Origin of the sequence: Bacillus sp. FJAT-22090, assembly GCF_007676755.1 — a bacterium.
In the GTDB taxonomy this organism is placed as follows: Bacteria; Bacillota; Bacilli; order Bacillales_A; family Planococcaceae; genus Psychrobacillus.
Map to the genome: position 1 here is coordinate 339,921 of NZ_VEBK01000002.1, position 13,509 is coordinate 353,429.

Annotated in this window: 14 protein-coding genes, 2 pseudogenes and 2 riboswitches; of the genes and pseudogenes, 4 read left to right on the top strand and 12 right to left on the bottom strand. The window is 35.1% G+C overall.

Going from position 1 to position 13,509, the window contains the following annotated elements:
- Positions 1–37: 37 nt before the first annotated feature.
- The 5 genes and pseudogenes from FS486_RS04485 to FS486_RS04505 form a co-directional block, all read right to left on the bottom strand.
- Positions 38–784, bottom strand: a complete 747-nt coding sequence (locus FS486_RS04485; protein WP_144510114.1) for a class I SAM-dependent methyltransferase — start codon at positions 782–784, stop codon at positions 38–40.
- Between the two features lie 198 nt (positions 785–982).
- Entirely contained in the window at positions 983–1,447 is a 465-nt protein-coding gene (gene ribH / locus FS486_RS04490; protein ID WP_144510115.1) for a 6,7-dimethyl-8-ribityllumazine synthase, read from the bottom strand.
- Positions 1,448–1,511: 64 nt separating this feature from the next.
- A pseudogene (gene ribB / locus FS486_RS04495) lies at positions 1,512–2,102 on the bottom strand (3,4-dihydroxy-2-butanone-4-phosphate synthase); the annotation flags it as partial.
- Between the two features lie 34 nt (positions 2,103–2,136).
- On the bottom strand, positions 2,137–2,775 hold the full coding sequence (gene ribE / locus FS486_RS04500; protein ID WP_144510116.1) for a riboflavin synthase: 639 nt from the start codon (positions 2,773–2,775) through the stop codon (positions 2,137–2,139).
- Positions 2,776–2,934: 159 nt separating this feature from the next.
- Positions 2,935–3,065, bottom strand: a riboswitch (FMN riboswitch).
- Positions 3,066–3,209: 144 nt separating this feature from the next.
- Positions 3,210–3,340: riboswitch (FMN riboswitch) on the bottom strand.
- Positions 3,341–3,398: 58 nt separating this feature from the next.
- Entirely contained in the window at positions 3,399–4,823 is a 1,425-nt protein-coding gene (locus FS486_RS04505) for an aminotransferase-like domain-containing protein (protein ID WP_144510117.1), read from the bottom strand.
- Between the two features lie 171 nt (positions 4,824–4,994).
- Here FS486_RS04505 and FS486_RS04510 point away from each other — a divergent pair, with 171 nt between their 5' ends.
- Complete coding sequence (locus FS486_RS04510; RefSeq protein WP_144510118.1) at positions 4,995–5,597, top strand: LysE/ArgO family amino acid transporter; 603 nt, start codon at positions 4,995–4,997, stop codon at positions 5,595–5,597.
- Positions 5,598–5,753: 156 nt separating this feature from the next.
- A complete protein-coding gene (locus FS486_RS04515; RefSeq protein WP_144510119.1) occupies positions 5,754–6,224 on the top strand; it encodes a DinB family protein in 471 nt (156 codons plus the stop codon).
- Between the two features lie 499 nt (positions 6,225–6,723).
- Here the strand turns inward: FS486_RS04515 and FS486_RS20280 are convergent, their stop codons facing one another.
- The gene (locus FS486_RS20280) at positions 6,724–6,972 is read right to left on the bottom strand and encodes a class I SAM-dependent methyltransferase (protein ID WP_222122577.1); all 249 of its coding nucleotides are present in this window, start codon (positions 6,970–6,972) and stop codon (positions 6,724–6,726) included.
- 263 nt (positions 6,973–7,235) lie between these two features.
- Complete coding sequence (locus tag FS486_RS04525) at positions 7,236–7,775, bottom strand: cysteine hydrolase family protein (RefSeq protein WP_144510120.1); 540 nt, start codon at positions 7,773–7,775, stop codon at positions 7,236–7,238.
- 183 nt (positions 7,776–7,958) lie between these two features.
- Here FS486_RS04525 and FS486_RS04530 point away from each other — a divergent pair, with 183 nt between their 5' ends.
- The gene (locus FS486_RS04530) at positions 7,959–8,183 is read left to right on the top strand and encodes a hypothetical protein (RefSeq protein WP_144510121.1); all 225 of its coding nucleotides are present in this window, start codon (positions 7,959–7,961) and stop codon (positions 8,181–8,183) included.
- 58 nt (positions 8,184–8,241) lie between these two features.
- Here FS486_RS04530 and FS486_RS04535 read toward each other — a convergent pair whose 3' ends face one another.
- Positions 8,242–9,510, bottom strand: a complete 1,269-nt coding sequence (locus FS486_RS04535) for a M48 family metallopeptidase (RefSeq protein WP_144510122.1) — start codon at positions 9,508–9,510, stop codon at positions 8,242–8,244.
- Between the two features lie 194 nt (positions 9,511–9,704).
- Here FS486_RS04535 and FS486_RS04540 point away from each other — a divergent pair, with 194 nt between their 5' ends.
- The gene (locus FS486_RS04540; protein ID WP_144510123.1) at positions 9,705–10,238 is read left to right on the top strand and encodes an ECF transporter S component; all 534 of its coding nucleotides are present in this window, start codon (positions 9,705–9,707) and stop codon (positions 10,236–10,238) included.
- 90 nt (positions 10,239–10,328) lie between these two features.
- Here FS486_RS04540 and FS486_RS04545 read toward each other — a convergent pair whose 3' ends face one another.
- The 4 genes and pseudogenes from FS486_RS04545 to imm47 all read right to left on the bottom strand — a co-directional run bounded on the left by FS486_RS04545 (position 10,329) and on the right by imm47 (position 13,501).
- Positions 10,329–11,327 carry an LCP family protein gene (locus tag FS486_RS04545; RefSeq protein ID WP_144510124.1) on the bottom strand — a complete coding sequence of 333 codons (999 nt, stop codon included), beginning with the start codon at positions 11,325–11,327 and terminating at the stop codon, positions 10,329–10,331.
- Positions 11,328–11,852: 525 nt separating this feature from the next.
- Positions 11,853–12,155, bottom strand: a pseudogene (locus tag FS486_RS04550) (SMI1/KNR4 family protein); the annotation flags it as partial.
- Positions 12,107–12,391 (bottom strand): hypothetical protein, encoded by a 285-nt coding sequence (locus FS486_RS04555; protein WP_144510125.1) that lies wholly within the window; start codon positions 12,389–12,391, stop codon positions 12,107–12,109. The gene FS486_RS04555 and the pseudogene FS486_RS04550, both read right to left, overlap by 49 nt.
- A 315-nt stretch (positions 12,392–12,706) precedes the next feature.
- Complete coding sequence (gene imm47, locus FS486_RS04560) at positions 12,707–13,501, bottom strand: Imm47 family immunity protein (RefSeq protein ID WP_186321357.1); 795 nt, start codon at positions 13,499–13,501, stop codon at positions 12,707–12,709.
- Positions 13,502–13,509 lie beyond the last annotated feature (8 nt).

Consider the following 13,509-nt stretch of genomic DNA (forward strand, 5'->3'; position numbering starts at 1 on the left):
CTTATTTATTTACAAGGAAATCTAAGGGGTTTAATCCTTAGATTTCTCCGACATATATGATTGTTTCATTCGGAACATTAAGCATACCGTCAATAGCATACCGATCAAACAAATTATTCAGCTCTGTTAGATAGAGCTCATATTCCTCGTCGTTCTCATTTAGTGAATAGGACGCAGATAGATTTCTATCTATAAACTTTGATTTATCGAATGGTAAATTATTTGGAAAGTGGAATACATCAAAGTGGTTGTATAACTTCTGAATGCTTTCATCCATATATCCAATTCCACCACTAAAGCCATTGAATTCCGGACAAAACCTTTGGAAGATTTGTTCATTCTCTTTTACTAAAGGGCTTTCCATTAAACGAGAATTCCATATCAACATAACCTTTCCTTTATCTTTAATAATACGCGAGCACTCCAACTTAAATTTCTCCGTATCAAACCAGTGGAATGCTTGTGCAACTGTGATAAAGTCGACACTCTTTTCAGAGAGCATTGTATTTTCGGCTGTGCCATTCACAGCTTGAAAGTTTGAGAATAGAGCCAAATTCTTTTCAGATTCCCTACGCATATCTTTATTTGGTTCTACTCCGTACACAGTGCATTCATTTTCAAGTAGAATTTTCGAAAAGATTCCTGTGCCTGAACCAATATCTGCAACAACTGCATCTTTTCCTAAACCAATTTCCGATAGAAGACTGACTAATTCACTTGCATATCCTGGTCTCGCTTTTGCATAAATACTAGCTTTATCATTAAATTTCTGCGTATTGTCCATCTAATTTTCTCCTCCTATAAAATTTCTAATTGATAAGACTTCTTAAAACTCTAATTGTTACAAAAGACAAAAGTTTTTTCTTTCTCAAAGTAGTCCCCATTTTCTAGCTTTATAAGATCTTTATGTAAATATATACGATTATAATAACAAATAAAAAGACAGACTAGTTTCAGTCTGCCTAATCATTCTTGTTTCACTTTAAAACAAGCGATTCAAATTAGCCATTTCAATTGCAGATACTGCCGCATCATAACCTTTGTTTCCTGATTTCGTACCTGCACGCTCTATTGCTTGTTCAATTGACTCTGTTGTGACAATACCGAACATGACCGGAACTCCCGTTGTTAGACCAACGCTAGCAATCCCTTTGGCGGTTTCGTTACATACATAGTCGTAGTGAGTTGTTGAGCCACGAATGACAGTTCCTAAACCAATAATCGCATCATATTTTTTGGTTTCTGCCATTTTTTTCGCAATAAACGGCACTTCAAATGCTCCAGGCACCCATGCAATGTCCACATTTTCTTCCGCTACCCCGTGACGTTTTAAACCATCCAATGCACCGTCTAATAATTTACCATTTATAAACTCATTAAACCTCCCTACTACTACTCCAATTTTTAAATCCGTTCCGATAAGTTGTGCTTCAAATACTTTTCCCATTTATATCTCTCCTCATTAATAGTTTTTATTAAATAGTTGTCTTACTAAGTTGTTCTTGTTTCTGACGGTATTTCACTAATGCTTCAATCGTCACAAACTTTAGATTATGAGTCTCAGCAATATTATGTAATTCTGGAACTCTTGCCATTGAACCATCTTTGCTCATAATCTCACAAATGACTCCAGCTGGTTGAGCACCACAAAGCTTTGCGAAATCCACTGCCGCTTCAGTATGACCTGGTCTTTCCAATACTCCTTTTCCCTTTGCTATGAGTGGAAACACATGTCCTGGACGACGAAAGTCAGAACTAACTGATTCTTCATTTAGTAGCTGTAAAATCGTTTCTGAACGCTCAAATGCACTGATTCCTGTTTCAGTCGATTTATAATCGATACTAATCGTAAAAGCCGTTTGATGATTATCCGTATTATGTTGAACCATGGGTTGTAGATCAAGACAATCAGCCAACTTTTGTGTTATTGGCGTGCAAATCAATCCTCGGCCATATGTGGCCATGAAGTTTATATTTTCAGGTGTTGCATAATCTGCAAGTACTAAAAAATCTCCTTCATTTTCACGATTTTCATCATCGACTACGATAATGATTTCTCCTGTTTTCAATGCATCTATTGCTTCTTCAATCGAATGAAACATGTACATTACACCGCCTTTTCTATTATTTTTTCACTTAAAATCCATTCTTTTTTAAGAAATCCAACGTAATCGGAGCATTTTCTTTCTTACGCTCCAACTGATTGATTACATATTTTCCAAGCAAATCGTTCTCGATATTCACTATATCCTGCTCTTTTTTAATACCTAAGATGGTATCACTGAATGTAAGCGGAATTAGAGAAACCGTTAGCTGCTTTGACGTGATATCGAAAATAGTTAAACTAATGCCATCGATAGCAACTGATCCTTTTAGCATACAGTATTTACTTAGTTCTTCACTGATACCAATATCAACATATACTGCATTTTCTACTTTTCTTTTCCTTAAAATTGTCCCAGTTCCGTCTACATGTCCGGAAACAAAATGGCCTCCAAACCGACCGTTTGCCGGCATTGCACGTTCCAAGTTAACGTAATTCCCTATTTGCAAAGCTTGAATGTTAGTCGACTTAATGGTTTCTGGCATAACATCTACAGTAAAATGATTATTCGAAAACGAAATAACCGTTAAACATACGCCGTTTACTGCTATACTGTCCCCTAAATGAATGTCTTCGACAATTTTGGGGGATTCCAATGTTAACTGCATACTTCTTGAGCCGCTGTTTATCGATTTTACTTTACCCAAGTCTTCCACAATACCTGTGAACATTATTACACCTCTCTTCAAATATGGAGTATTGAACGGTTTTACTAACAAAAAAAACCCATAGAACAATCTCTACGGGGACTTAGGAAATTCATGTTATAACCATCAGCAAATAAACCTAGGGGAAATATAATATTCCCTATAGGTAAATAAACCTACTCGCACATCCTTCTCCCATCCAGACTATACTGTCGGCTTTGGAGTTGCACCAAATCCTGCCTTAAAAAGGCTCACGGGCTTAGAATTTCTTCATCACCGTCGATTGGGAATTTCACCCGACCCCGAAGGATAGCAATTATGAAATTTAAATAGGTTTTATTGCAACAATAAAACCCCATAGATTTGTCTCTAAGGGGTCGTTAGGAAAGTTAAATTATAAGCATCGACAAATAAACCCGCTGGAGGTTGTTTTTCTCCATAAGGAAATAAGCCTTACTATCATCCTTCTCCCATCCAGACTATACTGTCGGCTTTGGAGTTACACCAAATCCTGCCTTAAAAAGGCTCACGGGCTTAGAATTTCTTCATCACCGTCGATTGGGAATTTCACCCGACCCCGAAGGATTATTCTTCTATAAAATACAGTATAACACTAGGAGTATTAAAATTCATGTAAAAGCGTCGATTTAAGTGAAACTTATATAATTTAATAAAATTCCTAATCCTTCTTCTAATTGCTTGTACGGTTCATACGCATACGAAAGCCTGATATGATGTAAATCGTTCGGATCGTATATGTAGCCAGGGTTGATGAGTACATTTTGCTTTATGAGGTTTAAAAATAATGCTTTATTCACAAGTGGTTCATTGAAACGAAGCCAAATATAAAAACCACCCTTTGAAGTTTCCCATGTGGCTACTTGACTAAAATCTTTTTTTAGAATTGCCTCTACGAACATGGCACGCTTTTTTAACTGTTGTCGCAATTCTACAATATGCTGTTCATACAATCCTTTAGACATCCAGTATGCTACAATTTCTTGTGAGAAAGCACTCGACCCATAATCGGTTTGCATTTTAATGTCCGCTAGTCTATTTATGACTGGTTCAGGTCCTACCACCCAGCCAATCCTTAGACCAGGGCTCAGTGTTTTCGAGACACTTCCCAAATACAAAACTTGCCCAGCTTGATCCATGGATTTCATGGTGGGTAGTGAATCTTCAAACAAAGTTTCGTGATAAACGTCATCTTCTACAATTGGTATTTGTAATTCTGTACATACTTGCAGTAATTCTTTACGTTCAGCTATTGTCATATTGCTCCCAGTAGGATTATGAAGAGTCGGTATAGTATAAAAAAGCGATTGTTTTTTTCTTTTCGCTGTTTTCAATGTTTCCGATAACTGCTTGTTTCGCTGAACGGAAACCATTTGCATACCGGCAGATTGAAACGGATGAACCAAATTTAAGTAAGATGGATGCTCTTGAAAAATAATCGATTGCTGTTCTAGTAAACCAACGGATATCAATTGTAAAGCTTGTAATGCCCCTGAAACGAGCAGAATATTTTCAGGAGAAGTATGTATCCCTCGTTTTTTTAAATATCCACTTAGAATTTCACGTAGTTTTTTACTCCCTTTTGGTTCGGAATAACCAATATCTCGAGCATTTAGTGAAATAGAGTGAAGCGAATGCTCTAACAATTTAGTAGGTAGTAAATCTGGTGAAAGCTCCCCAGTACCTAGTCTAATTATGGTTGTATCTTGTTCATATTCATTAATTAGCTGGATTGTATGGTAATTGGGTTTATGGATACTAGCCTGAATATGATTATGCCAATTTGGCTGTGATTTATTCAAAAGAACATTCCATGAATTATTCGATACAAAAGTACCAGCACCTTTTTTCGTTTCAAGCAGTCCGTCTGCTTTTAATTCATCGAGAACATCTACTAACGTACTTCGATTGACCCCTAACAGCTCAGCCAGTTTGCGTTGTGGCGGAAGTTTTGTTCCAACCGTCCATTCACCACGACTTATAAGCATCGTTATCCATTCAACGATTTGAATATGAAGAGATAAATGTGAATGACGATCAGGTTTCCATTGCAAGATAGACCCCTCCTTAAATATTCTTTAGAAGTATTTTTCCTATATCTCTGACATTCCTTAAGGGCTTTAGCTTTTAAACGATATATAACTGGTTGGTCAGTAAACCATCCAATTGGTTGTTTTCTTTTAATTGTAGAATAGGTAGAGTAGGAATGGAAGGGAGTTTTGAAAGTGGAAGCTATATTACACGGGATTTTATTAGCATTTGGCCTCATCCTACCATTAGGAGTACAAAACATTTTTATTTTTTCTCAGGGAGCTACCCAGCCAAGCGTTTTGAAGGCATTTCCCGCAACAATCACCGCAGCCATTTGTGACACAATCTTGATACTGCTGGCTGTTTTAGGCTTATCAATCATAGTTTTACAATTAGAAGGCTTACGATTAGCTCTCCTAATTATGGGCATCCTTTTTCTACTGTATATGGGATATTCAATTTGGAAGTCAAAGCCTGCAACAATGGTAACAGGGAAAAGTTTAACGGTGAAAAAACAAATCGTCTTTGCGATGTCTGTTTCTTTGTTAAACCCCCATGCTATTTTAGATACTATTGGAGTGATTGGGACTAGTGCTTTAAAATACGGAGGAAAAGAGCAATTGTTATTTACGATAGCTTGTATTGCAGTATCTTGGAGCTGGTTTTTGGGGCTGACGTTTGCCGGGGCTACGATGAAAAAAATCGACGGAACAGGTAAATGGATGGTTATTTTCAATAAATGCTCTGCCGTTTTTATATGGGGTACTGCGATTTATTTGTTAATAAGTTTAAAGTAGCTTATTAAATAACTAATGAAAGAAACCTAGCTATTATTGTCATATTTTCTTCATTCAATTGCTTTAATTACTATAAAAATATTATTCTAAAAATTCTCTTTTCACCGAACATTTATTCGTGTATATTTAATTTATACGAATACAGGGGGGAAAATTTTGAACTCAATTGATTTAATTCTTTTAAATTTTAATGAAGTACGAAGAAGAAGTATTAAGGTTTGGACATCTATTCCGGTTGAGAAACTACAATGGAAACCTGATGATGAAGCAATGACTTGCCTCGAAATGATTCGTCATGTTCTAGAAAGTGAGCACTATTATCATCTTGCAATCCTAAATCACGGCAGTCTTCCAGTATTTGATTCTCCTTTTGAGGGCCGGACTTTCACTACAGTTAATGCTGAACTGGAATTTGCAGCACCATATAGAAATCAATTCATAGAAACAATTAGATCATTAACTGAAGAAGATTTAATCAATATAAATATTGACCGTTCCGATTCAGGTTACATAAGAGACTTAGGTGACATGTTATTGAGAATTGCTTACCACGAATCTATCCATACTGGCCAACTACTTGATTACTTAAGAACATCTGGTATTCCAAGACCAGTTATTTGGGATTAATTTTCTATAATATTGTCTTGCATATTGCTAGCAGACAAGTTCTTTCATCTAAAATACGGCTGCTACAAAAATAAAAAGACACCAAGTTTCTTTCTCCTAACTTGGTGTCTATATTCTCACAGTTTATGTTTCTCGTGCTATGATGATAAATCGATGTTCAAAGCTTTCAATATATCTTTGATCCATAACTTCCCTCTGCAATTCACATAATCTCTCAAAACATTTAACAACTAAAAATCCTGGAAATTCCCACTTCATTATTTTTGCATAAAACACAATGCTCCTACATCATAGAAGCGTAAATAGGGATAATATTCATTTCCAAGTTATATAGTGAACCCTCCAGCCCTTAACTTTTCAACTTCATTATCTAGCAGTAAATCGGAATAGAATGGTTGAAAATTAGGAATTAGTTTTTTAGAAAGAGATTCCTTGTTCTTACCATCAACTTGTTGAGTGATAAACAAACCATTTCTATTTAATACCCGCCTCACTTCACTTACATCATACACTCATGACAATTGATAATCATGTCGAAGGTATTATCGGGAAATGGTATTATGTCATCATCTACAACTTGTTTCACACAAATTCCTAGAGGCTCAAGTTTTTCTTTGCAAAGTTCTACATTCGGTTTCCATGCTTCTGGGACAAAGATTTTGTCAGGAAGATGCCCCAAGGTTAATAAAAATTCTCTTCCTCCTGTTCCCAGATCTAGTAACTTATATTCAGAGCTTAAATAATACATTACCCATTCTTTATAATCCCAAGGAAGTTTCTACTCCTGCCAGCGTCCTTGTAAGTGAGTAAAATCCCATCCACTAAAACTTTCTTTTTCTTCAAATCTATCAAATTCATATCGACCGCTCCTTTTCTTCATTTATCACAATGAGAAATGGTGCAGTAAATCTAATAGCGATCTTGTTCACTTCGGTACAATTTGCTATCAGATTAATACTGCACCGAGCAATTTTCTCGTCTAAATCTCTTCATAGAGTTCACACCCTTTTATTAAAGACTAGAGCCCTTATTGAAATTTAATTGGTTTGTAGGACAAACGTCGGCAAACCAGCTTAAAACATTATTATGATGATTAATGATCTGTTGGGCGGTTATTTCCTCAGCATCCCACGTACTATGAGCATCTGAAATTAATGTTACCTTATATCCCATGCTAAACGCTCGCCTACAAGTCGTGTCAACACAAGCCTCTGTTTGAATTCCCGCTAGATACACATGATCAACACCTTGCTTTTTTAACTCATCTTCTAAGATAGTGTTAAAAAACGAATCTGGTGTTGTTTTTTGAATAATTACGTCTGTTGATTTTGGAGTTATTGCGTTATGGATTTCCCACATCATTGTGCCAGATTCTAAAAGTTTTCCAACAGGAGCATTATGCTGGATATAAAAAACATGGGTATTTGCAGAACGAGCTTTTTCTATTAAAGCAGTTAGAGTTTGTAGTAAAGATTCCCCTTTGTACACAAGATTTCCTTCCTGAAACATTCCATTTTGAACATCAATAATCAATAGAGCATTTTTAGTCATACTTCTCCTCCTCACAAATAGTCAGCTTGCCATTAATATGATTACGCAACTTTAAAATCATTGTTGACTGTAGCATATCTCATTATTACTGATTTCCAAAGTTCTAAATTTTCAAGATTAACATAAAATAAATAGACTCTAATTTATTAGAAATATATTTGCAAAGATAAAGGGGATGAGAGAATGTTTGCTGTTCATTTTGTTGAAAATAAAACAATCGTATTAACTCAAGCGTTAAGAAGAATTCCTACCGTCGATGAAGATTTAAAAATTAAAGGCCGTAAAGGAAAAGTTACTAGCGTTTTGGAAATTGAAGAGAACATATTTCATGTTTATGTAGAGTTTGAGAAAGTAGTGAATAAAAGTCAGGCTGCATTAAATGATTTAGGCAAAAAGAAAAAACGATAATTCGTATAGTTGGAAAGTTAAAAGACTTGCCTTTTAAAGGACAAGTCTTTTATTGTCTTCATTTCTCTTTTGTATCAATCTCATTGGCTACTTTGTTAATTCTTTCTAGCATAGTCGGATGGGAATAGCGAAACCATTTTACAAGGAGTGGAGGATTCACTTCACTTAAACCTGCTCTAGTAAGTTCTTGAAATGTGCTGACGGCTGCACTTGGATCCGTGACTAACTCAATTGCATACTGGTCTGCCCTAGTTTCTTGATATCTTGAAATGTAATTGGACAGTGGGCTTGATGCAAACAATAGAACAGATGTAATTAGAAAAAACAATGGTAATGAGTGAATAGCATTTATTCGTTTTATTTTTAATATTCGTCCGAAACGAGTGATGATCCAAGGCATTATTTTCGCAGTTAACCAAAGTCCTAAAAGCATACTTAATATATATTCTGCTATTCCAAAATATATATGCTTCTCCACGTAATGTCCCATTTCATGAGCCATAATGAAGAGAATTTCATTTTCAGATAAACGATTTAACGTCGTATCCCATAATACAATTCTAGAATTGCTACCAATCCCTGTGACATAGGCATTTAGCGCATTTGTCTTTTCTGCCATATTCACTTCATATACATGCTCAGCAGGAATATTTGCTTGCTCCGCCAGCGATAGTATCTTCGATTCTAATTCTTTATTCGTTAACGGGTAAAAATCATTATACAATGGGTCGATTACTACTGGCTGAATGAACATAAGGAAAATGGAATAAGGAATCATTAATAACCAAGCAAATAACCACCATTTTTTAGGACTTTTTCTAATAAGCCAATAAAGAACGGTGACAATTAATACTGTCATTCCAAAATCCACCCAAAATTCGATCACATTATCTCGCATCCAAGAAGAGAAGACCTGAGTATTAATCCCATAATTCTTCCCTAAGGAATAACCGTAGTAGTCAATAGGTAAGAATACGATAAATATAAAAAGTGAAAGCAAAAATAAATATACAGCATTTTGTACGATCGCCCATTTATTTTGCAAAGGAAGCCATTTTTCAAACGCTTGAGAAAGTCCTGTTATCAGTATAAAACCATAGACTAACCATTTGAACGGCGTTACAACAAAAAAGAGGAAATTCTTTATTTTGGAATACTCCTCACTAAGGTACAATTCTTGCTTGGACATAAAAACATGGGGATCCGCAACAGTACCCTTCAAAGTTTCTGGTATCCCTCCGCTGTTACTATGAAAAATATATACATACATCACTAATGCATATACCCCAAATAATAAAAGAGCGGTAATACCGTATTTTTTCGCCAAATCCACTTCAACTCCATTCACACTTCTTACATTTAGTGTAATCAATTAAAAACAAAGATAGAACCAATCATTTAGGATAAACGCTCGGCATCATCACAAACTGACCACTATGTTTTTTTAAATATTGACACTTTTAAAAGTACCAATCCTTTGCTAATATTATCAGTAATTTCGAAAAAGGAAGGTTACAGACTATGCAAAAAACAACAAGTTATTCAAACGTACGCACATTTGATCTAATTATTACATCTATGTTAATTGCGCTCGTATTCGTTGCCACGATATTATTAAATATCAAACTTCCAATCACGGCGAATGGTGGTTTGGTTCATTTGGGAACAGCTATGCTGTTTATTTCCTCTATATTATTTGGTCCTAAAAAAGGCGCTATGGCTGGTGCAATTGGGATGGCATTATTTGATCTAGTATCTGGCTGGACTTTGTGGGCACCTTTCACCTTTTTAGCTCGCGGCTTGCAAGGTTATATCGTTGGAAAAATCGCCTGGTCAAACGGTCGCAAAGGAAATAGCATTGTATTTAACTTGCTGGCAACTATCGTTTCGATCCCCTTTATGTTAGGTGGTTACTATATTTGTGAGGGAGTGCTTTTTAGTAGCTGGATTATTCCTGTGGCCTCTATCCCTGGTAATATCGTTCAAAATGTTGTAGGGATCTGCGTAGCTATTCCAGTTTGTATTGTACTGAAAAAAATACCTATTTTTAAATAAGAAACGTAAGCTATTACCAGTGAGTGGTAATAGCTTACGTTTTGAATTAGAAATATTTTATTTTAACGAGTTTGTGATCGGGTTCGTATACTAGATTTCAGAGTCATTTTTATCTAGTTTTAATTTTAAGCTATCTTTTAATTCTTTTAAAGAATCTTCGTCAGGGAAGAAATACCATATATCTTTCCTTTCTATCTCACTATATACCTTCTTATCTTCACCAACAAGTTGTAATTGTTCAATTGGGTTAGCTTTCATCTTTTGATACATTTTCATGAATCCTAAGTACTTGGATGAGGGAATATTTGTTTGAACATTCTCTCCAACGTCTTTTATCATGTCGTCAATTTTGGTTATATTGTTCAAACTTGTCGCTTTATTTATAATATCTTGTATTACTTGTTTTTGACGAGTATTGCGTCCTCTATCTCCCTCTGTGTCTCTTTTTCTCATTCGAACATATGCAAGTGCTTCATTGCCTTGTAAGAGCATTGGGCCTTTTGTATACGTTTTCCATTTTAACGTATCTGCAAGTTGGATATCGACAGTGAACGGTACATCCACGTTGACACCACCCACTGTATCCACAATATTTTCAAACCCTTGAAAATCTGTCGAAACATAATAATCTATTGGAATTTCTAATAATTTTTCTAACGTATTAATCGTATACTTCATACCCCCATGAGAGTACGCATGATTTATTTTATCTTTCATTCCTATTTCCTCTATATCTACTATTGTGTCCCTAGGAATACTGACCATCGATATTTTTTGAGTTTTTGGGTTAATCGTTGCTATAAGAAGCATATCCGAACGTCCGTATTTTTCTTCTTCCTTTCGTTCAATGCCCGCTAATAACATGGTGAACGGAGAATCCACGTCTGTTATACTATCCGTGTTCGTCGACTCTTCTTTATCCCCTTCTAACGGCACATACATCTTAGAAGCAGCACGTTTTGCTTCAAGGGAAAGATTTGTTGCAAAAACGACAACACCTGACAATAGAACCATGGATAGAACGAGTAATATATATAAAATTTTTTTCTTTTTCTTTGACTTGCGCTTTGTTCGGCGAGAAATAGACATATTTTTTCCCTCTTTACTTTAAAAGTATAATTTAACTAATTATACTGAAAACTCACCTATGTGTATATGAGCGTTTGTTCCCAAGATTTTCATAATGCAGATACTATTTAACAAAAACATTGTTAAAATGATCTGTTTCTCCATTATTGTGTAAATCAATTGTGTCGAAATCTTTTTCATCCTTCTTTTTAACCAAAAATAAACTGTTCTTTCCGAATCCCTTATCAACTTCTGATTGCTATTTGATTTGCAAAACTTCACCCTCAATCTCAAACGATATATTGTAAAAAATTTATGATTTAGACGTTGCAAAAAATGATAAAAAAACACTTGTTGTCTATTTGACAATCAAGTGCTTCATTATTAGATTTATAAGTATTTCGTTGCAAATATTATGATTAAACATATGCCTTTGTTCCATTTGAAATGTTTACGGCTTGTTTCTTGTAACATTACTATCTCCCAATAGCATCATTCTTATTTTCATAACTAAGAGTGTTTAACTACTATTTGATGTCCTTTTCACTAAGCTTCAAAACCAATGACAATCCACTTGTCAACCAAATCCCAAAAATCCATGTTATATCTAGGCTCTTTATTCGTCCACCATAAAACGGCATTATCATTTTGGCAGTTGTTGTAGTCTATTGCAACATAGCCGCCCATACCACTTTTAAAGAATCCGAACGTAGTTTCAAGATTAATTTGTAAAGGTTCCTCTAACTCTTCGATTATCCCCCACTCATCATCATCAAAAAAAGTTACATCTTCTAAAGGAACTAAGCCCATAGCCGGACTTGGATAAAAATAAAAGCCATTGTGGACGCATTCGTTGTATCTCCTCTAGCTTCTCCAACTCCTGAGATAAGACCGGCCACATCTAACACGGTCTGAAAAATATCTAATCCTTTATTTTCCTTCGGTATGTCTGCTTGAACAATCTCTTGTTTATATTCCACTTTAGAAACAACTTCATAGAAAACTGTTTCTTCTACCATATATTCTTTAATGAGTAAACCATTTTCATACTGATGGTATTTTACGTTTTCTTCGACCGTGTACACTTTTTTCCCTTAAAGGTTTTGAAAAGTGGCTGTGGTAATCATCGTACCGATCAGTTGTTCCTGTTTTTCTACCCATAAGTCACTAGGGCTTAAGTCCACTTTTGGGAACAGTTCCGTTCTAATATCACTTCTTAACGTAAGGACATCCCATTATTTCTTCTCGAAGTTGTCCAAGTCGGGTAGGCTGACAAAAAATGCAAATAAGCACTTGTCACTTATAGTAGACAAGTGCTTTAAGTTCATTCAATTCTATGATTACTTATCCTCTGAACTTTTTTTAAGTTTGTATGTTTATCATTTACCACAATCTAATGTCTAAAGCTTATGTCCGTAGAAATATTTTCTTCCCTTTTCCCAGTGTTGAGTTGAAAGTTCATTTATATAATCAATAAAACTTTTATAGTTACCTCCACTGATAATCGTGTTATACTCTCCAGGTACTTTTTCACCAGTCCAAATTGATAATAAAGATGGAATTAATTCCATACCTAATGGCTCTTCATTATTTGCAGCAATCATAACTCTTTGCATTATTTTTTTTGCTAAGTCCCCAGGAAAAGCTAAATTTTGTTGATAGTAATAACTTTCGGTGTCATTTTCATCACAATATTTATAATAAAAATCCCCAATATCATCCACAGTTGCCTCTTCTCCAATTTGCTCTTCAAAATTAAGGAAGAAACCAATAGAATCTTTTATAATAAGAGCTGTATCACTAATATCTTCCCACTCTTCTAGCAATGCTAATAAGTAAGGGACTATATGAAGCGAGAGTGATGTAATGGCTGCTGAAGCAAAAGTGTTTACCGTTTCTTCTGTGCCCTTACTAAGAAATCGAAGATTACTTGAATCCCTTAAGTCATCATGTGTTGCGACATCTAAAAATACTCTAATACATAAATTTAAGGCAGCTTCATCTTTGGTCTGATTCATTAATTGAATCAGTAATGGTTTTTGAGAAAAATCCCCCATTTTATATAATTCTATCAAGTTAAATAAAACTTCCGATTCTGTAACAGCTTTTAAAATGTTTTCTTTGATTTCAGATTGGGAAAGAGTTGATTTTTCTCCAAACCATATACTATTCATAAGATTTACTGTTCCACTCATAAATACCC

Excerpts from the sequence above, each read along its gene's own strand:
- imm47 (WP_186321357.1), bottom strand. The coding sequence starts at position 13,501 with ATGAGTGGAACAGTAAATCTTATGAATAGTATATGGTTTGGAGAAAAA.
- FS486_RS04485 (WP_144510114.1), bottom strand. The coding sequence starts at position 784 with ATGGACAATACGCAGAAATTTAATGATAAAGCTAGTATTTATGCAAAA.
- FS486_RS04540 (WP_144510123.1), top strand. The coding sequence starts at position 9,705 with ATGCAAAAAACAACAAGTTATTCAAACGTACGCACATTTGATCTAATT.
- FS486_RS20280 (WP_222122577.1), bottom strand. The coding sequence starts at position 6,972 with ATGTATTATTTAAGCTCTGAATATAAGTTACTAGATCTGGGAACAGGA.
- ribE (WP_144510116.1), bottom strand. The coding sequence starts at position 2,775 with ATGTTCACAGGTATTGTGGAAGACTTGGGTAAAGTAAAATCGATAAAC.
- ribH (WP_144510115.1), bottom strand. The coding sequence starts at position 1,447 with ATGGGAAAAGTATTTGAAGCACAACTTATCGGAACGGATTTAAAAATT.
- FS486_RS04525 (WP_144510120.1), bottom strand. The coding sequence starts at position 7,775 with ATGACTAAAAATGCTCTATTGATTATTGATGTTCAAAATGGAATGTTT.
- FS486_RS04530 (WP_144510121.1), top strand. The coding sequence starts at position 7,959 with ATGTTTGCTGTTCATTTTGTTGAAAATAAAACAATCGTATTAACTCAA.
- FS486_RS04545 (WP_144510124.1), bottom strand. The coding sequence starts at position 11,327 with ATGTCTATTTCTCGCCGAACAAAGCGCAAGTCAAAGAAAAAGAAAAAA.